This is a genomic window from Microbispora sp. CA-102843 (genome assembly GCF_050936215.1).
In the GTDB taxonomy this organism is placed as follows: Bacteria; Actinomycetota; Actinomycetes; order Streptosporangiales; family Streptosporangiaceae; genus Microbispora.
On record NZ_JBNJNF010000001.1, the window covers coordinates 5321654 to 5345747 of the forward strand.

Annotated in this window: 21 protein-coding genes and 1 pseudogene; 5 read left to right on the forward strand and 17 right to left on the reverse strand. The window is 71.4% G+C overall.

Annotated features, from left to right (window positions below):
* Window positions 1–68: 68 nt before the first annotated feature.
* Both ACQEVJ_RS24725 and ACQEVJ_RS24730 read left to right on the forward strand, forming a co-directional pair.
* Window positions 69–1409, forward strand: a complete 1341-nt coding sequence (locus tag ACQEVJ_RS24725; protein WP_433104843.1) for a M1 family metallopeptidase — start codon at window positions 69–71, stop codon at window positions 1407–1409.
* Between the two features lie 134 nt (window positions 1410–1543).
* Window positions 1544–2065, forward strand: coding sequence for a YbhB/YbcL family Raf kinase inhibitor-like protein (locus ACQEVJ_RS24730; RefSeq protein ID WP_433104845.1), 522 nt, complete (start codon window positions 1544–1546; stop codon window positions 2063–2065).
* Window positions 2066–2181: 116 nt separating this feature from the next.
* On the opposite strand, the gene ACQEVJ_RS24735 is transcribed toward ACQEVJ_RS24730, so the two are convergent.
* The 7 genes from ACQEVJ_RS24735 to ACQEVJ_RS24765 form a co-directional block, all read right to left on the reverse strand.
* The gene (locus ACQEVJ_RS24735; protein WP_433104847.1) at window positions 2182–2625 is read right to left on the reverse strand and encodes a hypothetical protein; all 444 of its coding nucleotides are present in this window, start codon (window positions 2623–2625) and stop codon (window positions 2182–2184) included.
* A 146-nt stretch (window positions 2626–2771) separates the two neighbouring features.
* Window positions 2772–5234 (reverse strand): ATP-binding protein, encoded by a 2463-nt coding sequence (locus tag ACQEVJ_RS24740; RefSeq protein WP_433104849.1) that lies wholly within the window; start codon window positions 5232–5234, stop codon window positions 2772–2774.
* A 49-nt stretch (window positions 5235–5283) separates the two neighbouring features.
* Window positions 5284–6279, reverse strand: a complete 996-nt coding sequence (locus tag ACQEVJ_RS24745) for a PDR/VanB family oxidoreductase (RefSeq protein WP_433104851.1) — start codon at window positions 6277–6279, stop codon at window positions 5284–5286.
* Between the two features lie 35 nt (window positions 6280–6314).
* Window positions 6315–6536, reverse strand: a complete 222-nt coding sequence (locus tag ACQEVJ_RS24750; protein ID WP_433104853.1) for a hypothetical protein — start codon at window positions 6534–6536, stop codon at window positions 6315–6317.
* Window positions 6533–7600 carry a Rieske 2Fe-2S domain-containing protein gene (locus ACQEVJ_RS24755; protein WP_433104855.1) on the reverse strand — a complete coding sequence of 356 codons (1068 nt, stop codon included), beginning with the start codon at window positions 7598–7600 and terminating at the stop codon, window positions 6533–6535. Before ACQEVJ_RS24755 ends, ACQEVJ_RS24750 begins: the two co-directional genes overlap by 4 nt.
* Before the next feature lie 3 nt (window positions 7601–7603).
* On the reverse strand, window positions 7604–9148 hold the full coding sequence (locus ACQEVJ_RS24760) for an acyl-CoA synthetase (RefSeq protein ID WP_433104857.1): 1545 nt from the start codon (window positions 9146–9148) through the stop codon (window positions 7604–7606).
* Between the two features lie 15 nt (window positions 9149–9163).
* Window positions 9164–10513 (reverse strand): MFS transporter, encoded by a 1350-nt coding sequence (locus ACQEVJ_RS24765; protein ID WP_433104859.1) that lies wholly within the window; start codon window positions 10511–10513, stop codon window positions 9164–9166.
* 93 nt (window positions 10514–10606) lie between these two features.
* Between ACQEVJ_RS24765 and ACQEVJ_RS24770 the strand changes: the two are divergent.
* Window positions 10607–10816: pseudogene (locus tag ACQEVJ_RS24770) on the forward strand (SDR family NAD(P)-dependent oxidoreductase); the annotation flags it as partial.
* 126 nt (window positions 10817–10942) lie between these two features.
* On the opposite strand, the gene ACQEVJ_RS24775 reads toward ACQEVJ_RS24770, so the two are convergent.
* From ACQEVJ_RS24775 to ACQEVJ_RS24810, 8 genes are all read right to left on the reverse strand, one after another.
* Window positions 10943–13492, reverse strand: a complete 2550-nt coding sequence (locus ACQEVJ_RS24775) for a CehA/McbA family metallohydrolase (RefSeq protein WP_433104861.1) — start codon at window positions 13490–13492, stop codon at window positions 10943–10945.
* Window positions 13485–14975: an APC family permease gene (locus ACQEVJ_RS24780; RefSeq protein ID WP_433104863.1), complete on the reverse strand. Its 1491-nt coding sequence runs from the start codon at window positions 14973–14975 to the stop codon at window positions 13485–13487. Before ACQEVJ_RS24780 ends, ACQEVJ_RS24775 begins: the two co-directional genes overlap by 8 nt.
* Window positions 14976–15048: 73 nt before the next feature.
* Window positions 15049–15429, reverse strand: a complete 381-nt coding sequence (locus tag ACQEVJ_RS24785; RefSeq protein ID WP_433104865.1) for a cupin domain-containing protein — start codon at window positions 15427–15429, stop codon at window positions 15049–15051.
* Window positions 15426–17081, reverse strand: coding sequence for a N,N-dimethylformamidase beta subunit family domain-containing protein (locus ACQEVJ_RS24790; RefSeq protein WP_433104867.1), 1656 nt, complete (start codon window positions 17079–17081; stop codon window positions 15426–15428). Before ACQEVJ_RS24790 ends, ACQEVJ_RS24785 begins: the two co-directional genes overlap by 4 nt.
* Window positions 17078–18025: an agmatinase gene (gene speB / locus ACQEVJ_RS24795; protein WP_433104869.1), complete on the reverse strand. Its 948-nt coding sequence runs from the start codon at window positions 18023–18025 to the stop codon at window positions 17078–17080. Before speB ends, ACQEVJ_RS24790 begins: the two co-directional genes overlap by 4 nt.
* 183 nt (window positions 18026–18208) lie before the next feature.
* Window positions 18209–18667 (reverse strand): MaoC family dehydratase, encoded by a 459-nt coding sequence (locus ACQEVJ_RS24800; RefSeq protein ID WP_433104871.1) that lies wholly within the window; start codon window positions 18665–18667, stop codon window positions 18209–18211.
* Complete coding sequence (locus tag ACQEVJ_RS24805; RefSeq protein WP_433104873.1) at window positions 18664–19548, reverse strand: amidohydrolase family protein; 885 nt, start codon at window positions 19546–19548, stop codon at window positions 18664–18666. Before ACQEVJ_RS24805 ends, ACQEVJ_RS24800 begins: the two co-directional genes overlap by 4 nt.
* The gene (locus ACQEVJ_RS24810; RefSeq protein ID WP_433104875.1) at window positions 19545–20483 is read right to left on the reverse strand and encodes an SDR family oxidoreductase; all 939 of its coding nucleotides are present in this window, start codon (window positions 20481–20483) and stop codon (window positions 19545–19547) included. The genes ACQEVJ_RS24805 and ACQEVJ_RS24810 overlap by 4 nt, the downstream gene beginning before the upstream one ends.
* Window positions 20484–20586: 103 nt before the next feature.
* Here ACQEVJ_RS24810 and ACQEVJ_RS24815 point away from each other — a divergent pair, with 103 nt between their 5' ends.
* Window positions 20587–21420: a PaaX family transcriptional regulator gene (locus ACQEVJ_RS24815; protein WP_433104877.1), complete on the forward strand. Its 834-nt coding sequence runs from the start codon at window positions 20587–20589 to the stop codon at window positions 21418–21420.
* A gap of 76 nt (window positions 21421–21496) precedes the next feature.
* On the opposite strand, the gene ACQEVJ_RS24820 is transcribed toward ACQEVJ_RS24815, so the two are convergent.
* Window positions 21497–22867: an extracellular catalytic domain type 1 short-chain-length polyhydroxyalkanoate depolymerase gene (locus ACQEVJ_RS24820; protein ID WP_433104879.1), complete on the reverse strand. Its 1371-nt coding sequence runs from the start codon at window positions 22865–22867 to the stop codon at window positions 21497–21499.
* A gap of 256 nt (window positions 22868–23123) precedes the next feature.
* Here ACQEVJ_RS24820 and ACQEVJ_RS24825 point away from each other — a divergent pair, with 256 nt between their 5' ends.
* Window positions 23124–23591 (forward strand): MarR family winged helix-turn-helix transcriptional regulator, encoded by a 468-nt coding sequence (locus ACQEVJ_RS24825; protein ID WP_433104881.1) that lies wholly within the window; start codon window positions 23124–23126, stop codon window positions 23589–23591.
* 8 nt (window positions 23592–23599) lie between these two features.
* On the opposite strand, the gene ACQEVJ_RS24830 is transcribed toward ACQEVJ_RS24825, so the two are convergent.
* Entirely contained in the window at window positions 23600–24055 is a 456-nt protein-coding gene (locus ACQEVJ_RS24830; RefSeq protein WP_433104883.1) for a GNAT family N-acetyltransferase, read from the reverse strand.
* Window positions 24056–24094 lie beyond the last annotated feature (39 nt).

Here is a 24094-nt window from a genome sequence, read left to right on the forward strand (position 1 = left end):
GGCATTTGACAAAAAGTTACATTACGTCGGCAGATCGGGGGCCGGGCGCTCGAAGGGAGACCCTTCTCATGGTGCGACGATTCCTGATCACCACGGCGGCGGCCGTGCTCGTCCTCGTCTGGGGCGTTCCGCCGGCCGCCCACGCGGTGGACGGCATCAGGACGCCCGGATCGCCCTCCTACACGGTCACCTTGACCAGCGACACCGCGGGCAGCACGTGGACGGGACACGAGAGCGTCACCTTCGCCAACCCGTCGGCGGACCCCCTGACGGAGGTCTACCTCCGCCTGTGGGACAACTATCACGGGACCTGCCCCTCCACGCCGGTCACCGTGACCAACGTGACCGGGGGCACGCCGTCCCCGCTGTCGGTCTCCTGTACCGCGATGAAGATCACTCTGCCTGCCCCGCTCGCCCAGAACCAGAGCGCCTCGATCGGGTTCGACCTCAGCATCGTCGTGCCCAGCGGCGCCGACCGGTTCGGGCGCGACGGGTCCTACAACTTCATCGGCAACGCGCTGCCGGTCCTGGCGGTCCGCGACGCGAGCGGCTGGCACCTCGATCCGTACAGCAACAACGGCGAGTCCTTCTACGCGCTGACCAGCGACTACTCGGTGACACTCGACCACCCGACGTCGCTGCTTGTGCCCGCGACCGGCACCTCCGTCGACACGCCGGGAACGTCCGGCCGTACGATCACCAAGGCGACCGCGAAGAACGTCCGCGAGTTCGCCTGGGCGGCCGGGCCGTTCGTCAAGACCACGAGCACCACCACGACGGGCGTCGTCGTGAACGTCTACCGGGTCAGCTCGATCACCTCCGGCAGCGCGAGCTCGATGATGACCACCGCGAAGAACGCGCTCGTCGCCCACGCGGGACGGTTCGGCGCCTACCCGTACGGCGAGGCGGACGTGGTGCTGGACAACAACTTCTGGTTCGGCGGCATGGAGTATCCGGGCTTCGTGCTCGACGTGGTCAGCTCCACGGCGCTCGCCCACGAACTGGCCCACCAGTGGTGGTATGGGATCGTCGGCGACGACGAGTACGCCAGCCCGTGGCTGGACGAGTCGTTCACCGACTACGCCACCGACCTCTACAACGGCGTCTCGGGCACCAACTGCTGGAACAGCGTCTCCTGGCAGTCGTCGGCCGAGAAGATCAGCAACTCGATGGCTTACTGGGACGCCCATTCGAGCCGGTACGGCACCGTCGTCTACACCTACGGCAAGTGCGCGCTGCACGACCTGCGGCGCACGATCGGCACGACGGCGATGGAGAACCTGCTGAAGAACTACGCCACCGCCCACTGGTACGGGATCTCGACCACCGCGGACTTCAAGGCCGCCGCGCAGGCCGCCACCTCCGTCAACCTGTCGTCGTTCTGGACCACCCACCGCATCGACGGCTGAGTTCCCCGAGTGTCCCGCTCCCGGCCGGGCCGGGAGCGGGACCGCTCGCATCGCTCCGATTTCCGGCGGCCCGATGTCACACACGCCGGCGCGATGACCGGGGTTGACGCGCTCCGGCCACCTATCCTGGCCGAATGAAGATCGGCAAGCTGGTCTGCGGTGTCCTCCTGGCGGTCGTCCTCCCGGGGTGCTCGGCCGAGGGCGCCCCGGCCGCGGACGCTCTGAAGGTGAGCACCCCGGCCTTCGCCGAGGGCGCCGAGATCCCCAGCAAATACGTGTGCGCCCGGCAGGGCGGTCAGGACGTCTCGCCCCCGCTGGCCTGGAGCGGCGTTCCCGGGTCCGCTCGCGAGCTGGCGATCGTGGTGAATGACCCGGACGCTCCCGGCGGGACGTACATCCACTGGATCGTGACCGGCATCCCCGTCTCCGAGACGAGCGCGCCCGAGGGCCGGGCCCCGGGGAAGGTCCTGCCGGGCAGCGACGGCAAGGCCGCCTACGCCGGCCCCTGCCCGCCGAGCGGGGTGCATCACTACCACTTCATCGTGTACGCGCTGCGCGGCCCGATCGCGCCCGGTGGCGACGCGACGGCGGTGCACCAGCGGATCAAGGACGCGGCGATCGCCTCGGGCGAGACCGTCGGCACCCGGAAAGGCTGACAGGGAACCGCGGCCACCCTCACCGGATGGCCGCGTTCCGGGCTGTCAGCGGAGGTTGAACGCGCGGAGCGTGGTCTGCTTGACGCGGTTGCCGGCCGCGTCCCACGCTTCCACCTTCATACTGACCGCGCCCTTCGTGGCGCGATAGGCGGGATACCTGGCGCGGTGAACGTCCACTCGACCTCCTGCAGGTCGTTCCTGGCCGTCAGCCGGTAGGTGCCCTCCTCCTTCGGCAGCGGGTAGCGCGGCAGCGTGGCGAACGGCTCGACCGGCGCGTTCGGGATCTCCTTTCCGTCGCGGTACAGGTGGAGGTCATAACGTGGCGCGATGTCGCCGAACGCGACGCCGTCGTCACGCCGCTCCTTGACCCCGCTGACCATGGACGAGGTCACCCAGAGGTTGCCGTCGTGCACGCAGATCGCGCACGGCACCCCGATCACGAGCTTCGCCAGCGGAGCGGCGTCCGGGTCGCCGAGCTTGTACACCTTGTCCGGGCCGACAGCGCGTGGTCGTTCCCACTCCGCGCGGGCCCGTTCTGGGCGGGCGGGCGGACCCCCCACTTGCGGCCCAGCCCCGTCGCGCGGTCCAGGTCCCAGCGCGCGCCGAGGTCCCCGTACGAGGAGACGGCACGGCCGAGCCGCACGGCGGCGGCGGGGTCGCCCAGGACGAAGAGACAGGCGGCCGCGTGCTCGTTCGCCTGCGCGGCCTAGTACAGCGCCGGGACCTGCTCGAACGCGTCCGCGGCCGCGGCGAACTCCCCCGCTGCCTCCTCCCAGCGCGTCCCGGCCGCGGCCAGCAGGCCGCGGGCGTGCCCGAGAGCCGGTGTGGCCAGCGGAGCGTCGAGCCCGGCCAGCCGGGCGGAGTACTGCGCGACCATGTCCGCGGCGTCCGCGGGACGGCCCGCGGCCAGCAGCGCCCCGGTCAGCGCGGGCAGCGCCCGGACGGCCACCGGCCACAGGCCGCTCGCCTCCCAGTGGACCGCCGCCTCGGCGGCCGCCACGATGGCCGGCTCCGGCTCGCCCCGGGCGGCGGCCAGCCTGAGCAGCGTGGCGAGGGGAAGGACGAGATCGTCGAATTGCCCGCGCGTCCGGGCCGTCGCGATCGCGTCGAGCAGGGGTGACGGCGCTGCCTCCTGGCGGCCTTGCACGGCGGCCAGGCAGGCGGTCACGATGTCCACGAGGATCCGCTCGTGCGGTTCGTCCTCGAAGTGGTCGCGCAACTCCTCCAGCTTCGGCGCCAGCCCGTCCCACGAGCCCTCGACGTAGTCGGCCGCGGCCAGGTTCACCAGGCAGCGGAGCTCGAGCCGCCCCCGCAGGTCGGGCTCGGCCCCGTCCTCGATCACCGCGGTCAGCAGGCGGCGGGCCGTGCGGTGGTGGCCGCTGAACAGCGCCGCGCCTCCGATGGACCGGTAGGCGTTGACCTCGCGGCGCAGCAGTCTCCGCCCGCCGGTCTCCCGCAGCAGATCACTCACCAGCCCGGCCCAGCGCGAGTCGCCGATCACCACGAAGATCATCGAGATCTTGCCGAGCACCAGCATCCGCATGGCGGGATCGTCGACGGCGGGCAGGGTCGCGAGCGCCCTCTCCAGCCAGGCCTTGCTCTCGTCGAACGGCAGGCCGCTGGGCGGGCGGCCCACTCCGACCATGGCCCAGGCGGCCAGTCCCGGCTGACCGGCCAGATCCTCGGCGGCCCGGGCGAAGGCTTCCCCGATGCGGGCGCCGTCGGTCCGCGTACGCTCCAGGTGGAGCGCGAGCAGCAGGCGGAGCGTCCCGTGGAGCGGGCGCGGCACGTCCTGCTCCAGCGCGCCCGTGATGAGGTCGGCGACGGGCGGAGGGCGCAGCAGTTCCAGGGCGGCCCAGCCGAGCTTCACCGTCAGCTCCGCCCGCCGTACCGCCGGCAGGTCGGTGTCCCGCAGCACGTCCTCCAGCAGACGGGTGGCCTCGGCGTCGTCGCCCAGTCTCGACGCCTGGTCGGCCGCCTCGATGGCGGTCTCCACCCACTGCCCGGCTCGACCGGCGTGGCGCAGGTGGTGCGCCAGCCGCCCCAGCGGCACCGGCCGCAGCCCGCGTACGGTGTCCGCGGCGGCGGCGTGCAGCGCCCGGCGGCGGCCGAGCGGGATCGCCTCGTAGACCGCCTGGACCGCCAGCACGTGGCGGAATCCCACCTTGCCGTCCGTGTCCGCGAAAAGCCCGGAGCCGAGCACCTCGTCGATCACTTCGGTGTGGCGGGCGGCGAGCGACTCGATGGGCACCGGCGACTGCAGGACGGCGGCCCGTTCCGCCACCTCCTTGGCCCCGGCGGACAGCCGGGCGACACGTTCCTGCACCGTGACACGCACACCGCTCGGCACGTCCAGTTCGTCGAGCGCCCGCCGCGCCCAGCCGCCCTCCCACCTGATGAGCGTCCCGCGGGCGCGCAGCAGGGCGAGCAGTTCCTGCACGGCGAGCGGCAGCCCGGACGCCCTGACGCACAGATGCTCGGCGAACTCGGCCGTCACCTCATCGGCCCCGAGGATCGCCGAGGCCATGACCCGTGTCTGGGCGGCGTCGAGCGGCGGCAGCACCAGATGCTCGCTTCTGATCGCGTCCGAGGTGCGCGCGGTGATCGCCCGCACCGCGGCCGGCGCCTCCTCGCCCCGATACGTCAGGACCACGCGCAGCGTGCCGGGCAGCACGGACATCAGATAGGTCAGGAACTCGATCGTCTGCCCGTCCGCCCAGTGCAGGTCTTCCACGGCCAAGACGGCGGGGCCGAGTGCGATGAGCACCTCCGCGAGCCCCCGGAAGACCCGGTGCCGCTCGGCCGCCCGGTCGTCCAGCGGGGGCGGTGTCTCCGGCAGCGCCGCGGCGAGCTCGGGCAGCAGCTCGCGCAGGGCTCCCGCGACCGGCGACAGGGCCGCCTCCGCCAGGTCGGGCCTGCATCCCCGCAGCGCCTCGACGATCGGCCCCAGCGGGAACGGCTCCCGGATCTGCACGCAGGCCCCGCTGAGCACCCGCATGCCGGCCACGGCGGAGCCGCCGAGCAACTCGGCCGCCAAGCGCGACTTGCCGATGCCGGCCTCGCCCTCGATGACGGCCACGGCGGGCGCGGCGGCGACGAGCGCGACGAGCCGGGCGAGCTCCTCCTCCCGCCCCACCAGAACCGGGGAGATCACCCGCCCAGCACGCACCCGATCATTCAACTGCACGTGAAGTGATAGATCAATGTGCGGCCCCGGGTCACAGTTCGAGGACGAGGCGGGCGGACCTGGCCCGCGACACGCAGATGAACATGACGTCCCCGGCCTCGCGCTCCTCCTCCGTGAGCAGGTGATCGCGGTGGTCGGGGACGCCGCCGAGCACCGCCGTCTCGCAGGTGCCGCAGGTGCCCTCGCGGCAGGACGACAGCACCGCGACCCCCGCCTCCTCGACCACCTCCAGGATCGAGCGGCCGGTCGGCACGGTCAGCGTCGTGCCGGTCAGGGCCAGCTCCACCTCGAAGGCGCCCTCCGCCGTACTCTCCGCCTCGCCCTGCACCGTGCCCTCTGCTGTGCTCGCGCCGTTCCGGGTCGCAGGCACGAAGCGTTCCACTCGCAGCGCTCCCTTCGGCCAGGAGGCGCACCGCTGCTGCGCCGCCGCCAGCAGCGGCTCGGGTCCGCAGCAGTAGACGAGGGTGTCCATGCGCGGGACGCCGAGCAGCGCGTCGAGCTCGAGCAGGCCCGTCTCGTCCTGCGGGCACAGCTCCACCCGGCCCGGATGCCTGCGCACGAGCCGGTCGGCGAACGCCATCGAGGCCCGGGTGCGCCCGCCGTACACCAGCCGCCAGTCGGATCCGCGCCGCGCCGCCTCCTCGATCATGGGCAGGATCGGAGTGATGCCGATGCCGCCGGCGACGAACAGATAGCGCGATGATTCGGCGAGGCCGAAGCGGTTGCGGGGACCGCGCACCCGGATCGTGTCGCCCTCGGCGAGCCGGTCGTGCACGTACGCGGAGCCGCCCCGCCCGCCGGGCTCCCGGAGCACCGCCACCTGGAAGACCGAGGGATCGCCGGGGTCGCCGCACAGTGAGTACTGCCTCACCAGTCCCGGGCCGAGCAGCAGGTCGACGTGGGCGCCCGGCGTCCAGGCGGGCAGCGGGCCGCCGTCGGGACGGACGAGGCTCAGGAGGACGACGCCCTCGGCGACGGGCGCCCTGCCCGCCACCTTCACGTCGAACTCCGGTTCGGTGACGGGCATGGTCGCCGAGGCTTCCTTTCTGATGGATGTCCGTCTCAGACGAGCGCGGCGGCCGGGGCCGGGAAGTCGTGTGCCTCCACGGGGCGGGGCCGGTGGCCCTCGGGGTGGCCGAGCAGCCAGTCCCACAAGGCCACCGGGTCCTCGAACTCGCGCTCCGCCCCGCAGAAGCAGGAGGCGTGCAGCCGGTCCGTCCCCGGCAGCCAGCGGATGCGGTAGACGGTGCGACCGGCCCGCGCGCCGGCGTCGTCCGCGCTCATCGGGCGGCGGCCTCCGGTCGTACGGCGCCGGCCTCGGCCATCCGGGCGAGGAGGCGGCGGGCGGCCAGCCCGCCGGTGTCGATGTTCACCGACAGCTCCTGGTATCGGTCCGGCTCCGCGGCGAGGACCTGCTCCAGCGTGTTGAGCGCGGCCACGTCCTGAAGGACGACGGTGCGGTTGCTGTCCCGCAGGAAGTCCGAGACCTTCTCATCGTCGAGCGCGAAGTCGCGCGCCACGGCCCAGAAGTCGTACGTGGTGTTCTCCGTGGACGGGGTGATCGCGTACACGACCTCGACGTGGAAGGCGTGCGGGTCCGTGCCGTCGGCGGCGGGCGGAGGCGACCCGACCGGGGCGACGCGGCTGTGCAGCAGATACAGGCACGGCGGGTGATACTCGATGTCCTGCCAGCGGGTGATCCGGCCCTTGATGCCGGTCGACTCGGCGTAGAACGGCGGGCAGGCCGCGTCGTCCATGTGGCGGCTGACGTAGACGACGCCCGCGTCCTCGTCCACCTCCGTCGTGATCGGGGTCTCGGCCACCTCCGGGGTGCCGATGTACCCGCCGTGCAGGTAGGTCTCGTGGGACAGGTCGAGGAGGTTGTCCACGAGCAGGCCGTACCGCGCGTTCAGCGGCTCCATCCCGCACACCGTGGCGTAGTCGGGCGAGACCAGCCAGGGCGCGCGCGGCGGCAGCGTGCCGCCCGGCTCGCGGTCGCCGATCCACACCCAGACGAACGAGTCCTGCTCGACCACGGGGTAGGTGCGCAGCCGCGCGGTGCGCGGGATGCGCCGCTGCGCGGGCACGGCGACGCAGACGCCGTCCGGGCCGTAGGTGAAGCCGTGGTAGCCGCAGACCACGCGGTCGCCGACCAGGTGGCTGGGCGATTCCGACAGGGGGAACCGGCGGTGCACGCAGCGGTCGGCCATCGCCACCGCCCGCCCGTCCTCGGTGCGGTAGAGCAGGATCGGCTCGTTCAGGACGGTGCGGCCGAGCTGACGGCGCCCCACCTCGCGGCCGTAGGCGGCCACGTACCACTGGTTGCGCGCGAACTCGGTGACGATCACAGGTCACTCCTCGGGGTCGGCGGGCAGGGGCCGCCTGCGCAGGTCGGGTTTGCGGATCTTGCCGGAACCGGTCTTCGGCAGCGCGTCGACCACGTCGACGTAGACCGGGATCTTGTACTTCGCGAGCCGGGGGTGGAGGAAGTCGCGCAGCTCGCCGGGGGTGACGGCGACGCCGGGGCGCGGCACGACGAAGGCGCGGCCGACCTCGCCCCATTTGTCGTCGGGCACCCCGACCACGGCGGCCTCCGCCACCGCCGGGTGCTCGAAGAGCGCGCCCTCGATCTCCGCCGGGTAGACGTTCTCGCCGCCGGAGATGTACATGTCCTTCACCCGGTCGACGACGTGCAGGTGGCCCTCGTCGTCCAGGGTGGCGATGTCGCCGGAGTGGAACCAGCCGCCCTCGGCCAGCGCGGCGGCGGTCGCCTCCGGATCGCGCCAGTAGCCGGGGGTGACGTTCGGCCCCTGCACGAGCACCTCGCCCGGCTCGCCGGGCGCCACGGGGGTGAGGTCGGGCCTGACGACGCGCACGTTCGCGAAGAACACCGGGACCCCGGCGGAGCCCACCTTGCGCACGCTCTCGCCCGCTTCCAGGAAGGTCGCGCCCGGGGAGGTCTCGGTCATCCCGTAGCCCTGGCAGAAGACCAGGCCCCGTTCCTGGTAGGCGCGGATCAACGCGACCGGGATGGCCGCGCCTCCGGACATGAGGGTGCGCAGCGAGGACAGGTCGGCGCCGGGCCACCGGGGCGACCGCGCGAACGCGGCGAACATCGCGGTGACCCCGAACATCCACGTGACCCGGTGCTTCTCGATGAGCTCGTAACACCGCTCGACGTCCCACGACGGCATGATGACCGAGGTTCCGCCCTTGAGGAAGGTCGGCAGCAGGGTCTGGTTCAGGGCCGCCACGTGGAACAGCGGCGCGCTGATCAGTGTGACCTCGGTGCTCGCCACGTCCACGCCGATCAGGACGTGGAAGCAGTTCCACGCCAGATTGGCATGGCTGAGCATGGCGCCCTTGGGTCGCCCGGTGGTGCCGGAGGTGTAGAGGATGAGGGCGATGTCGTCGAGCGCCACCGGGGTGTCGATCGGCGTGGGGTCGCCCTGCGACAGCCAGGTCTCGTAGTGCCGCTCCCCCTCCGCCGGGGATTCGAGCGCCACGACCGTGCGCAGGCCCGGAAGCCCGGGGAGATCGCGGACCGCCGCACACTGTGCCGCGCATTCCGGCGCGTAGACGAGGACCGACGCGCCCGAGTGCTCGAGCATGTACGCGATCTCGGGCGCGGCCAGCCGGAAGTTCAGTGGCACGAAGATCCCGCCGAGCACGTGGGTGGCGAACATCGTCTCGGCGAAGGCGACGTGGTTGGGACCGAGGTAGGCGACCCGGTCCCCCGCCCGCACCCCCGCGTCACGCAGCCGCGACGCGAGCCTCGTCGTCCGCTCGTGGACCTCCGCGTAACTGAGCGGCCGGTCCTCGTAGACGAACGCGGTGCGGTCCGGGCTCATCTGGGCCCGGCGGGCCGGCCAGCCTCCCAGTCCGGCGTTGCGCATCGATGGCACCCCTCGTCAGGCGGAGGACGGTTTCGCCGTGTCCGCGACGCGACCGGACGCGGGCACGGCGGAGGTGACCGAGGTCAGGTCGTGGCGGCTGGTCTCGCGCAGCGCCAGGACGCAGACCACGGTCAGCAGGCAGCAGGCGGCGATGATCACCGAGATCGTCGTCGTCCCGCCGCCGGTCGACGCGTCGAGCTGGGCGAACAGCAGCGGCGCGAGACCGGCGCCGAGCCCGGCGATCTGGTAGCCGAGCGAGGCTCCCGTGTAGCGGCTCCCGGTGGCGAACAGCTCGGTGTACAGCGCCGCGAGCGGGCCGTACATCAGCGGGTGGACGAGCGACTGGCCGAGCACGAGCGCGAGGGCGAGCACGGCAGTGCTGCCGGAGTCCACCATCGGGAAGAGCGCGAAGCCGTACGCCGCCATGAGCACCGCGCCTGCGAGCACCACCGGCCGGCGCCCGACCCGGTCGGACAGCGCCGACCAGCCGACGATGCCCAGCACGGCCAGCGCGGACGAGAGCGTGAGCGCGTTCAGCACCGCCTGCCGGGCGAAGCCGGCGCGCACGCCGTACGCGATGAGATAGGTGGTGAGGGTGCCCTGGGCCACGAACGCGGACAGTCCGACGCCGACCCCGAGCAGGAGGGCCTTCGGGTGGTCGCGGAACACGTCCAGCAGCGGCATCCGGGACACCCGCTCCCTGGCGGCCTCGAACACCGGGGTCTCCTCGACCCGCAGCCGGACGAACAGGCCGACCGCCAGCAGCACGATGCTGATCAGGAACGGCACCCGCCAGCCCCAGCTCAGGAACGCCTGCTCGCCCATGACGGCGGCCGTGCCGCTGAGCACCGCCGTGGACAGCACCATGCCGAAGGGGGCTCCGGCGTTGGTGAAGCTCGCCCACAGGCCGCGCCTGCCGGTCGCGTGCTCGGCGGACATCAGCACCGCGCCGCCCCACTCGCCGCCGACGGCGACGCCCTGCAGGACCCGGAGCACGACGAGCGCGATGGGCGCGAGGCTGCCGATCTGGGCGTAGGTGGGGAGCAGGCCGATAAGGAAGCTGGCGACGCCCATCAGGGTCATGGTCAGCACCAGCATGCGCTTGCGTCCCAGCCGGTCGCCGTAGTGGCCGAAGACGACGCCGCCGAGCGGCCTCGCCAGGTAGCCGGTGGCGAACGTGCCGAAACTGGCGACCGTCGCCGTGAGCGAGTCGAGGGAGGAGAAGAAGACCTTGTTGAAGACCACGGCCGAGGCCGTGGCGTACAGCAGGAAGTCGTAGTACTCGATGACGCTGCCCAGGAAGCTGGAGGCCACCGCGCGGCGGAGCTGAATCGGGCTGGGGGGTGCGACTGACAGGTTCGGCATGACCGAGCTCCTCGTCCGGGAGCGAGCTGAGACTCTCGCCTTCTCGTCCGGAGGTTAGGCAGATTCCTAACGGAGGTCAAGACTTTGCCCAATATGGGTGCCCTCAGGCCGGTCCGGACGCACGAACCTCGGCCTCCATCACCCGTCGTACCCTGCCCGGCCGCGGCGCCCCACGCCGCGCTGCCCTACCTGCGCGAGCAGGGCGCAGGACACGTCATCCAGCTGTCCTCGGCCGCGGGGCTCATCGCGATGCCGCTCGGCGGCGCCTACCAGGCCTCCAAGTGGGCCCTGGAGGCCCTGAACGAGACCCTCGCCCACGAGGTCGCGGACTTCGGCATCAAGGTGACCGTGAGTGGACCAGGACGGCTGCCGCCCGCCCGTCGAGGGGATGGGGCGGCAGCCGTACCGGATCGCGCCGGCGGCGCGGCCTCAGACGGCCGGCTTGCGCTCGCGCAGCAGTTCGCGCGCCTGCAGGAACGGCGCCCGCAGGAAGGCCAGGTGGTCCTCCTGCCCGTGCCGGTGGCAGACCTGGCCGGGCCACAGACGCCGGCTGCGCTCGTCGATGTACGCGAGGGAGCCGTCGATGAGGTTCAGCATGTGGTCGACCGTGGCCGCGTCGAAGCGGGCGTACTCCTCGCCCGTGCGCAGGTAGACCGGAGACGTGTGCGCCATGATCGGCCTGGCCCACACGTCGTGGTGCCGGGCGACGTCGGCGCCCGGCCCGTAGCAGCGCGCGGCGATCCAGCTGTCCTCGGTCACGGGCACGTCCGCGGTCAGTTCGAGCACGCGGCCGGGGGTGTCGATCCGGCGCTCGGCGACGACGTGGCCGTTGACCACGATCTCGAGCCGGTCGACGTCGAAGATCGACTGAACGCGGGCCTCGACGCGTACGGTTCCGCTCGCGGGCACGCGGGCGTCCTGGCCCGGCCGACGGCCGTCCACGTCGAGCCACAGGAGCGGGCCGCTGGTGACGAAGGTCGCGCCCGCCCGGACGGCCCGGCACCAGGACCAGTAGTCGAACTCCTCGTCCGCCGGCACGTGCGCGTAGGTGCGGATGAGGCCGATCGGCACCTCGCTGCTCATCTTGTCGGTGCCGCCCACCAGGGTGATCCGGTAACCGGCGTTGAGGTAGCGGTAGTACTCCTGGATGTTGTACTGGTCGTAGGCGATCATCTCGACGGCGACGAGCCTGCCGGTGGCGAGCAGGGCCGCGGCCTCGCCGTTGGGCACGGGGAAGTGCGCCAGCACGACGGTGCCACCCTGTTCGTGGCATTCGTCGGCCCAGTGGGACAGCGTGGTCTCCAGGCCGCCGCCGAGCTCCGACTCCTCGGCGCCGCCGGTGCACCACGGCATGATCGGACGGCGCAGGCCGAGCAGGTTGATGTGGCCGAGCATGCCGCTGCGGTTCTCCTGCCCCGCGAACACGTGCGTGTGCCCGTCGTGGGAGGTGTGCGGGCGCCCGGTGAACTCCTCGGTGTTGGTGAACAGGTGCCCCCACTGGCTGAGCAGCAGGTTGGTGACCCGGACGTCCTCGCCACGGGCCTCCAGCTCGGCGCCGAGGGTCGAGACGAAGTGCACGTGGGTGTCGCCGCTGTACCAGCCCTCGGCGGCCATGTCCGTCACCCTGGCCAGGGTCAGCTCGAGCTCGGTCTGGCCCGGCCGGATGGTGACGGTGGTGTGCAGCGGCTCGTACTCGAACCCGCGAGCGGCCTCGACCGTGACCTCGCCCAGCGGCAGCCAGCCCTCGCAGGTGCCGTCGACGTAGGAGTAGGTCGTGGTGCCGAGGCGGACGTCGCCGCCGATGTCGAGGTTCCAGGTGTTGCCGTCGGAGTTGATGTGCCCGTGATGGCCGTGCGGCGGGTAGGGCACGCCGTCGGCGGAACGGAAGTGGATCCGGCACGGGACCGGCTCACCGGTGGCCGCGTCCCTGACCGTGGTGCGCACCCAGGCCCGCCCGGCGTCGGGGACGTGCCAGGTGACCCCTCCGTCGCTGTGCCGCCCGGCGGTGAGCAGCTCCTCCCATCCGCAGGCGCTGATCACCGTCTCTCCGCGGGTGAGCGTCAGCCGCGCCGACGGGGTGGCGGTGACGCGTACGTAGCCCTGGTGGTGCTCCCCCATCGGCGTCCCCCAGGCCGGCGTGTCCCCGGCGGCCGCTTCGCCGGAGCCGACCGTGCGGTAGACGTAGGTCGCCGATCCCCGGTCGACCGTCACCGCCAGGTCCTCCGAGATCGGCCCCGCCGACGGGTCGAGATCGAGCAGGACGTCGCGCCAGACGGTACGCCCGAAGGGGTCCTCGTCGAGCTCGCTGGTGGTCAGCGCGCCGACGAGGAGGGCCGGGCCCGCCGAATGGATCTCCAGGGCGCGAACCGTCTTCTCCGGCCGGGGGTTGCGGCAGGGCCACAGGTAGAACCGGTAGGGCAGGACGTACGGCGACCGGGCCTGCGGGTCGTCGATGTCCACGAACCGCGCCCCGGCGGCGTCGAACCGCCCATGAGAGCGCGGCATCAGCCGGTGCTGGGCGTCGGGGACGGCCAGGAACGGGGTCTGCCCCCAGTCGAGCGGGATGGCGCGGTCGCTCCACAGCCGGGGGGTGGGCCCGATCTCCAGGCGCTGGCGCACCGGGAGCCGCTCGGTGGTCCCGTCGTCGTAGACGAGGGTGTAGTGCCCGCAGAGCTGACCGACCATCTGCCCGTCGAACAGCTCCGGGGACTCCAGGGCGTGGGCGACCACCATCCACGTGAACGCGCGGTCCACCGGTACGGTCACGGTCGCCGGGTCAGGCCCGCCCACGCGCAGCAGCGCCGCGCCCGTGTTCCGTTCGTCGCCGAACAGGAACGGCAGGCCGTAGAGCGTACGCGGCCCGAGCGGATAGGAGTCGCCGTCGTCGAGGACCGAACGGGATGCGTTGAGCACACCGGCCAGGTCGAGCGGCAGGTAGCCCCGGCAGCCGCCGGGCGATGAGTGGTCGTGATCAGGCATTTCCGATGGCCGGCTCTCTCCGCCCGGCGGGCGGCTCGTCGACGGACGTCTGGGCCAGTCCGGCGTAGAGCCGGGGTGCGCGGGCCCGCAGGTACAGCGCCCTGGTCACGCCGGCGACGACGGCTGCCACGCCGAGACCGACGATCAGGATGTTGGTGGCGGTGCCGGCACCGGTCAGCAGCGGCAGGTTGCTCAGGACGAGGAAGAGCACCACGGCCAGGGCGGCGAAGCTGAGCCCAGGGGCGATCGTGGTCCGGAAGATCCCGGCCTCGGGCGCCTGCCGGCGCAGGAAGCGGATGATCGCCAGGGAGCAGAACGCCCACAGGCAGATGATCCCGAGGAACCCGAGCGCGCTGCCCCACAGCAGCAGCCCCAGGTAGGGGTCGATCCCGCAGATCGCGAACGTCACGACGGCCACGGCCGCCAGCACGGTCTGCACGAGGCCCGCCGTCAAGGGGGCCTTGGTCCGCGGGTGGGTGCGGCCGAGCGCGCGGGGCAGCAGACCCTCGCGGCCCATCGCGTAGAAGTAGCGGTTGGCCGCGTTGTGCAGCGCGAGCAGCGCGGCGAACGCGCTGGTCAGCAGCAGGATGTGCATCACCTCGGTGATCGGGGCGGGCACGTACCTGTCGAAGACGGCGACGACGAGGTTGACCGGGTCGGCCTCGGCCGCGGGCCCGATCTTGTCGACGCCGTAGGCCATGACGATGACCCAGGTGATGAAGGCGTAGAAGACCGCGATGAACCCGACCGCGGTGTAGGTCGCCCGGCGGACCGTCCGGATGCCGCCCCGCGCCTCCTCGCTGAAGATCGCGGTGGCTTCGAAGCCCATGAACGCCCCGGCGACCAGGGCGAACATCGCACCGTTGCCCGGGTCGAAGACCCTGCTGGGCGCGAACGACTCGGCGGACCAGTCACCGGCGCCGCCCTTCAGCAGGACGTAGGCCGCCAGCACGACGAGCACGGCCGTCTCCAGCACCAGCAGGGTCCCGAGGATCCGGGCGCTGGTGTGGATGCCCCGATATCCGAGCCACCCCACGAAGATCAGGCCGACGAGCGCGAACACCCACCACGGCACGTCGCGGTGGAAGTAGTTCTTGAACGTCTCGTTGGCGTACACGCCGAGGGCGCCGTACGTGCTGATCTGCAGGGCGTTGTAGGCGACCACGGCCAGCATCGCCGCACCCGAGCCCGCCGGCTTGCCCAGGCCGCGCGAGATGGTGGCGTAGAAGGCGCCGGCGTTGCGGACGTAGCGGCTCATGGTCATGAAACCGACGGCGAACAGCGCCATGACCACCCCGGCGACCAGGTAGCCGCCGGGGACGGCGGCGCCGCCCTTGAGGAAGTGCAGGGGGGCGACCGCGACGATGAGCGTCAGCGGGGCGAGCGCGGCCAGGACCGTGAAGACGAGGTCCTTGGTCCCCATGGCGTTGCTGGCCAGTGAGTCGGGCGCGTTCGCGGAGCCCCCGGGGGGATGACCTGGCATGGTGTGTGTGCTCCTTACTGCGGGTCGGCTCGGGGCTGAAGGCAGGAGGGGCCCGAAGGCGGGAAAGGGGAGCTCAGCGGCTCACCGCGACGAAGACCTTCTCGCTCGGCTCCAGGGTGATCCAGTCACCGCGGAAGCCCTGCGGGATGTGAAACGACTCTCCCGGGCCGAACTCCTTGCGCCGCCCGGAGTCGTCCTGCACGGCGACACGGCCCTTGAGGATGAAGCAGATCTCGTCGTAGGGCCAGGAGTCGAACCGTACGGCGCCGGGCTCGCCTCTCCAGAAGCCACCGGTGAACGAGCTCGCGCCGCCGCCGAAGACGCGGAACTCCTCCTCCGTCCACTCGGCGGACAGCAGATGATAGTCGCTCAGCGGGGGCACGAAGCGCTCGCCGTTCTCGGCGGAGACGACGCGGACGGCGTCGACGCCCGTCTGAATCTGCCGGTCGTTCACGATGCGGCTCCCCCGTGGTGGTTCTCGAAGCGGCTGGTCATGCCGAAGCGGCGCAGAACGTTGTGGGTGATGCGCTCGACGAAGGGGTCGCCGAGGCTGAGCACGTGGGACCACTCGGTGGTGCCGCCGTTGAAGACCTCGCCGTCGCCGCGGGTGAACGCCGCGATCATCCCGGCGCCCCGCATCTCGCCCTCGTGCACGTAGTCGGGCAGGTCGTCGCCGAGGTCCTTGTTGTAGTTGTAGACCTCTTCCTCCGGCCCGCCGATCGGCACTCGGCCGCCGAAGCGGTCCTCCTCACCGCGTACGGCCGGCGCGAGAGCCAGGATCTCCAGCGTCTCCGGGGCGCCGTCCTCGAACGTCGGGTACGGCAGGCCGCGCCGGAAGGTGTACTCGACCGAGTCGAGCTCGAAGGCCGCCAGGAAATACGGGGGCCCGCCGAGCAGGTCGCCGTAGTAGAGGTCGGTCCCCTCGAACGCCCAGTGGTGCGGCCGATAGACCGTGAAGCCTCCCGACGAGCGGGGAGTGGCGACGCCGTAGCGGTTGTAGATCCCGCCGAGGCCGTTGAGCCCGATGGTGGTGGCGCCAGGACGGCCGACCGACTTCGCCTCCCACACCGTGGTGGCCAGGTGCGGCGTCGTGGCCGCCTCGGGGTCCAGCGACGGCAGCCGGTAGCAGTACTGCGTGGTTCCGTCCTCGCTGAGCCGCACCTGCCACTGGTAGTTGCCGCCCAACCTGGCCAGGTTGCCGCCGGCGTCGACGAACGCGTCGACCGTGTCGCGCATCCGCCACGACCAGTACTCGTCGTGCCCGACGACGAGGGCGCAGGAGTAGCCGTCCAGCGCGTGGGGGTCGAAGTGCAGGTCGTGCTGGGTCAGATAGTCGATCTCGTATCCGTTGCGCTCGGCCCACACCACGAAGTGCCGCTCGTAGGTCGCCCAGAACGCGTCGGCGTGGTGGCGGCTGTACCCGAACAGGCGCGCCCACTCGTACGAGGGGTAGCGGGGGGCGCCGTTGATCGGCAGCGTGCCGGGGTTGGCCTCCCGCGGCGCGCTCAGCGGTTTGCGGATCATGCCCCGGGCGATCGGGCGCTGCGTCGAGGCCAGCGGCGATCCGTTGTCGGAACGCGGGTCGTCGCCCAGGCCGCGGTAGTGGTTGGCGCCGCCCCAGTCGTTGTAGGCCAGCATCGTGCCGGTGGTCAGCACGAGCGCGGCGGGGGCACGTCGCCCGGCCGGCGCCTTGACGACGAAGAAGTGCTCGCGCTCCCACAGTTCGCCCGACGGCGTGACCGCGCGCACGGTGACGATGTAGAAGCCGCTCCGCCAGTCGTCCGGAATCTCCAGCTCCAGCCCGACCGGCCAGCCGCAGCCGACGGCGTGGGCGTCGGCCGGTGCCTCGAACCGGCCCGCCGACAGCCCCTCGCGCGACCAGACGACGCGCGGCTCCAGCCCGTCGCGGACCACCTCCAGGTCGAAGGAGGGGACACTCGCGCTGAGATGGAAGCGGACGGTCTCCCCCGGGAAGTACGAGAACCGGTCGGTGTAGCACCACACCTCGGCCGCGTCCGGCGTGCTGAAGGCACGCTCCGAGGGCCAGCCCTTCGGGGACCATGCGAAGGCGGCGGGGAGCCCCTTCGTCGCGTTCGTGTCGCTCACTTCTCCTCCTTGAGTGCGAGCAGGCTGATCAGGTCGTAGGCCACATGGGAGGCCGCGACGGAGGTGATCTCGGCGTGGTCGTAGGCGGGCGCGACCTCCACGACGTCGGCGCCGACCAGGTCGGCGCCCGCGAGGCCGCGCAGGATCTCCAGCAGTTCCCTGCTGGTCAGCCCCCCGGCCTCGGGGGTGCCGGTGCCGGGCGCGTGCGCCGGGTCGAGCACGTCGATGTCGATCGAGAGGTAGAGCGGGCGGCCCCCAATGCGCTGCCGTAGCGCGTCGACGACCTCGTCCACACCCCGGCGCATCACGTCGGCGCTGGTCACGATGCCGAAACCCAGCCGGCGGTCGTCGTCGAGGTCCTTCTTGCCGTACAGCGGACCGCGGGTGCCGACGTGGCACACCGCCTCGGTGTCGAGGATGCCCTCCTCGACCGCCCGGCGAAACGGCGTGCCGTGCGTGTATTCGGCCCCGAAGTAGGTGTCCCAGGTGTCGAGGTGGGCGTCGAAGTGCAGCAGCGCGACCGGGCCGTGCCGCCGGGCGGCCGCCCGCAGCAGCGGCAGCGCGATCGTGTGATCCCCGCCGATCGTGACCAGCCGGGTGCCGCCCTCCATCAGCCCGGAGGCGGCCTCCTCGAGGGTCTCGACCGCCTCGCGGATGTCGAACGGGTTGCACGCGATGTCGCCCGCGTCCGCCACCTGCATCGCCGCGAACGGCGAGACGTCCAGGCCCGGGTGGTACGGCCGGAGCAGGCGGCTGGCCTCGCGGACGGCCGAGGGGCCGAACCGGGCGCCGGGGCGGTAGGAGACGCCGCTGTCGAACGGTACGCCCACCACCGCCACTTCGGCGTGCCCGACCTCGTCCAGCCGCGGCAGCCGCGCGAAGGTGGCCGGTCCGGCGAAGCGCGGCACCTGGGAGGAGTCGACGGGCCCCCGGGGCACGGTCATACCTGATCCTTTCTCTCCGGCGCGAAGCCCCAGGTCAGGGGCTTATGGATGGGCAAGTCTGCATGCAATCGGACTAAACCGGCAATTGGTGCAACAACGGAGAGTCGGGGGCAGGTTTGTGGATGAGAACAAATGCCGACGACCCGGCGGCCGGGATGGCCGCCGGGTCGAAGGCGTCAGGCGTCAGGCGTAGTGCCGGTAGATCACCCGCGCCACGCAGGCGGGCTTGGCGGAGCCGTCGGTCTCGACGGTGAAGTCGAGCAGCATCTGGACGCCGTCGCGGGGGACGTCCTCGACGGAGACGACGACGGCGGCGAGGCGGATCTTGCCGCCGACCTTCACGGGGCTGGGGAAGCGGACCTTCTCCAGGCCGTAGTTGATGCTCATCTTCACGCCCCGGACGTCCAGCAGTTCGTTGAAGAGCGGGATGACCATGGACAACGTCAGGTAGCCGTGGGCGATCGGGCCGCCGAACGGCCCGTCCCCGGCCCGCACGGGGTCGACGTGGATCCACTGATGGTCGTCGGTGGCGTCGGCGAAGGTGTTCACCCGGTCCTGGGTGATCTGCAGCCAGCCGCTGTGGCCGAGATCCTTGCCGGCCAGCGCCTTGATCTCGTCGAGCCCGTGGGCCGTGGTGGTCATGCGTCTGTCGTCCTCTCCTTCGTGCCGAGCCCGAGCAGGCGTACGGCGTTGTCCTTGAGGATCCTGGGCCGGACCTCGGGCTTGACGTCGAGCCTGTCGAAGTCGGCGAGCCACCGGTCGGGGCTGATCACCGGGTAGTCGGAACCGAACAGCACCTTGTCCTTGAGCAGCGTGTTGGCGTACCGGACGAGCTGCGGCGGGAAGTACTTGGGCGACCACCCCGACAGGTCGATGTAGACGTACGGCTTGTGCGTGGCGACGGCCAGCGCCTCGTCCTGCCAGGGGAACGACGGGTGGGCCAGGATGATCCGCAGGTCGGGGAAGTCCACGGCGACGTCGTCCACCAGCATCGGGTTGGAGTACTTCAGCCGGATCCCGCCCCCGCCGGGGACCCCCGCGCCGATGCCCGTCTGGCCGGTGTGGAACAGGGCGACCGCCCCGAGCTCCTGGATCGCCTCGTAGAGGGGGTAGGCCATCCGGTCGTCGGGGGCGAAGCCCTGGATGCTGGGATGGAACTTGAAGCCGCGCACGCCGTACTCCTCGACGAGCCTGCGCACCTCGCGGACCCCCGCCCGGCCCTTCCAGGGATCCACGCTGCCGAACGGGATCAGCACGTCCGGGTGCTCCGCGCAGCTTTCGGCCACCTCCTCGTTGGAGATGCGAGGGTGCCCCGTGGCGTGCTCCGCGTCGACGGTGAACACCACCGCCGCCATCCTCCGCTCGCGGTAGTAGGCGGCCATCTCGGGGATGGTCGGCCTCGGGTGCTCCTTGAAGTACTTCTCCGAGGCGCCGAACAGCTCGGCGCTCAGCGAGGCGTGCCCGCCGGCGGAGACCTCGGCGTGCGTGTGCACGTCGATCGCGACCAGGTCCTCGACGTTCACCGGGTCTCCGTTGTCTTCGGCGCCTCCGGCACGGGATTCCTGGGTGCGGGGATGCCGTACGTCTCGGGGCCGGCGCCGACGCCCGTACGCCAGGAGGCCGCGATGGCGTCGGCCGTCCAGCCGCCCTCGGCGTACGCCACGGCCTTCTCCGCCGGGTGCGACCACAGCGCGAGCCGGTCTCCGCCGATGCCAATGGCCTGGCCCGTCACCCCGGCCGAGGCGTCCGACGCGAGGAAGACGACGAGCGGGGCGACGTCCTCGACCGTGCCCAGCCCTTCGTCCTTGCGCAGCCAGTCGGGGAACGGCTTTCCGATCCGCTCGGCCTCCTCGATAACCGGGGCGAACGCGGGAATGGTCTTGGTCATCTCCGTGGCCGCCACCGGGACGACCGCGTTCACCGTGATGTTCGCCCTGGCCAGCTCCATCGCCCAGGTCCTGGCCATGGCGACCACGCCCGCCTTGGCGGCGGCGTAGTTCGTCTGGCCGAAGTTCCCGCGCTGGCCCGCGGGTGAGGAGACGAGGATCAGCCGTCCTCCGCTCCCCTGGTCGCGCATGCGCACCGCCGCCGCCCGGGCGCAGGTGAACGTGCCGCGCAGGTGCACGCCGATCACCGCGTCGAAGTCGTCGTCCGTCATCTTCCACAGCACCCGGTCGCGCAGGATTCCCGCGTTCGTGACCATCACGTCGAGCCGGCCGAACTCCTTGACGGCCGTGTCGACCAGCCGCTCGGCGACCTCGGCGGACCCAACCGGGGCCACGACGGCCGCGGCCCTGCCTCCCTTCGCGGCGATCCCGCCGGCGACCCCCGTGGCCGCGTCGCCGTCCACGTCGTTCACGACGACCGCCGCCCCCGCCGCCGCCAGCGCCTCGGCGTACGCGCGCCCGAGGCCGCGGCCCGCGCCGGTGACGACGGCCACCTTGCCGGAAAGATCCATAGTGTCGCCCTTCGCTCGGCAGCGTGACTTCGTCGAATGTATGGCAACTATGTGACGGTCGTCAAAGATTTGCATGACGTTGGGTTCGGTCTACCCTTCTCCTGTGACCCTCGGCGGCGAAGACGACCAGACGGCGCCATCCTTGCGCCCGCAGTCCCTGATGTTCAGCTTCCTCGGCATCTACGTGCTGCACCGCGACATCGCCGTCTACTCCGGGAGCGTCATCGACGTCTTCGCTCGCCTCGGCGTCTCCGAGGAGGCCGTACGGTCGACACTCGCGCGGATGGTGAAGCGGAACCTGCTGGCGCGGCACCGGCAGGGGCGGAAGGTGTATTTCGGGCTCACCCCGCGTGCCGTCGAGGTCCTGGAAGACGGGCGCAGGCGGGTGTGGGAGACCGGCGCGGTGAACCGCGACTGGGACGGCACCTGGACGCTCGTCGGCTTCTCCATTCCGGACAGCCGCCGCAGCACCCGGCACGACCTGCGGTCCCGGCTCATCTGGCACGGGTTCGGCCTGCTGCAGAGCGGGCTGTGGATCGCGCCGGGCGTCAAGGACGTCAGCGACATCCTCGCCTCTCTCGATCTGGGCGACCACGTCACCGTGTTGACCGCCAGGGCGTTCAAGCCGACCGAGGCGGCCGACCTCGTCGGGAAGGCGTTCGACATCGAGCAGATCGCCGCGCGCTACCGGGCGTTCCTCGCCCAGTGGGACGTCTCCCGGCCGCTCCCCGGCGCGCCCGACGACCTCGCGAGGCAGTTGCTGTTGCACACCGACTGGCTGCAGCTCGTTCGCCAGGATCCGCACCTGCCGGCCGAGCACCTGCCCCGGGACTCGCCGGCGATCCAGGCCGAGCAGACCTTCCAGACGCTCGCCCAGCGGTACGAGCCGCCCGCCGCCGAGCTGGCCGCCACCGTCCTGGACACGCTGGCCCTCTGACGCCCGGCCGCGCCGCCCCCTGACGGCTCGCGGTGCGGCAGGGGACGGCAGGGGGCAGGGTGCGGGCCGGGGCCGGTCAGGCGACGGTGCAGGCCGCGCCGTTGAGGGCGAAACCGGCCGGTGCGGTGTTGCTGCCGCTGTAGGAGGCCTGGAAGCCGAAGCTCGTGCTGCCTCCGGCGGGGATGGCGGGGTTGTAGGAGACGTTGCGCGCGGTGACCTGGGCGCCGGACTGGGTCACGCCGGCGTTCCACGCGTTGGTGATCTGCTGGTTGCCCGGCCACGTCCAGGTGACGGTCCAGCCGTTGACGGGAGCGGTGCCAGTGTTGGTGATCGTGACGTCCGCCGTGAAGCCGTTGTTCCAGGAATTGGCCCTGTAGGTGATCCGGCAGGAACCGCCCTGCTGCGGATTCGACGGGCTCGCGGACGGCGAGGGACTTGCCGACGGCGACGGGCTCGCGGACGGACTGACGGACGGGCTGACAGTGGCGCTCGGGCTCGGGCTCGGACTCGGACTGCTACCGGTGAGGCCGAAGAACTGGACGGCGACGGCAGCCATGCCGCTCATGGGGAGACTGTGGCCCGCGCCCTGGATGGTGTAGGCCTCGACCCGCACCGTGCCCGAGGAGTCGGCGTAGCGGCGGCGGCTCCACCCGGACTGCGGCGTGTCCGTGGCGGTCGGCGTCTGGCTTAGGCCGTGCACGTTCGTCCACTGCTTGATCTCCTCCTCCAACTCGGCATAGGAGACCACCGTGTCGCTGGTGCCGTGCCACAGCTGCATCCGCGGCCACGGCCCCCGGTAGCCGGGGTTCGCGTTGCGGACCGCGTCGCCCCACTGCTGCGCGGTCTTGCCCACGCACGGGGAGGAGTTGCCCCCCGGGCTGTAGGCCGCCTCGTTGGGGAAGCACGTGAACGGCACGCCCATGAACGCCGCGCCCGCCTTGAACACCTCGGGATACAGGGCGAGCATGGCGTTGGTCATCATGGCGCCCGAGGAGGCGCCGGTCGCGAACACCCGGTTCGGGTCGCCGTGATACTGCTGCTCGACGTAGGTCACCATCGACATGAGCGACACCGGGTCGGTCTGACCGCCGCGCACCTTGGACGCGTCCGACCAGTTGTCGAAGCAGTTCATCTTCTTCGACGCCGACGGATAGATCACGATGAAGCCGTACCGGTCGGCCAGCGACGCGAACTCGGTGGACGAGTAGAAGCCCGGCCCCGAGCCGCCGCACGTGTGCATGGCCAGCACGATCGCCGGGTTCTGCTGGGCGCTGTTCGGGACGTACACGTACATACGCAGGTTGCCGGGGTTGGCGCCGAAGTTGGTCACCTCGGTCAGCGTCGCCGCGGCGGCGGGGTGCGCGGACACCAGCGCCGACACCAGGACCGCGGCGGCGCACAGCACCGCGGTGACGGCGCCGGCGAGTGCCGTGAGTAATCGCTTCATCCGCTCCTCCTTTGTCGATCAGCGGCGGTTCCCTTTTTCTCGTGCCTTTTCCACGCACGTTGCCGAACCGCCGCTCAGTCGCAAGTAGTGACGTCAGCCGGTATAGGAGCGGAGGCGCCCGGCGGTCAAGACATGACCCCGAGGACTCCGGCGATCGAATACGCGTTTCCACTGCTTATCAAGGTACTTGCTATCAAGTCACTTGATAGCTATCCGCGAAACTTACATTCTGGAGATCGCGCGGTATGGTCGTCCGGTGACCGCCCGCCGTCCCCCTCCCGCCGCCCAGCCGCCCGCGCCCGCGGCACGCCTGAGCTACCTGGTGTTCCGCCTGGAGCGCCGCATCCGCGCCCGCCTGGACGACGCGCTCGCCCGGCACGGCGTCACCACGACCGAATACATGGCGCTCAGCGAACTGCGCACGCGCGACGGGGTGTCGTCGGCGGAACTGGCGCGCATCGCCTTCGTCACGCCGCAGGCGATGAACCTCGTCATCCGCGACCTGGAACGGCGCGGCCTGATCCGCCGCGACCCGCACCCGGACGGCGGCCGCACGCTGTGCGCCCGCCTCACTCCCGAGGGGGTGGCCGTGCTGCGGCGGTGCGACGATTCGCTCGACGACATCGAAGCGGTCATGCTCGAGAAGGTCGACGACGCGACGCATGAGACCCTCAGGGAGGGCCTCACCGTGTGCGCCCGGGCCCTACGTCCCGACGCGTACTGACGAAGTCGTCAGAGCAGCCTGGTCATGAACACACTGTGGGGATCGGGCCGGTAGTCGGCGAAGGGTTCGCAGTAGTCGAAGCCGAACTTCTCGTACAGCCTCCTGGCGGCCAGGAAGAAGTCGGCCGAGCCGGTCTCCAGGCTCAGCCGGGTGAAGCCCATCCGCCCGGCCTCGGTGATGATGTGCCCCAGCAGCAGGGACGCGATCCCGCTGCGTTTGCGTGCCCCCGCGGTGCGCATCGACTTCAGCTCGGCGTGCGCGGAGTCGAGCCTCTTGATCGCACCGCAGCCCACGATGGCGTCGCCGTCCATCACCGACCAGAACGTGACCTCGGGCGTGCGCAGGCCGTCGAGATCGAGGGCGTGCTTGCTCTCCAGCGGCGTGATGGACCGCATCTCCCGCACGTGCTCCCACAGGAACTCGGCGATCTGCGGGCCGGACAGGTCGTCCTCGACGATTCTCATCGCGCTCGCTCATCCATCGGTGCTCAATGACATCAGTGC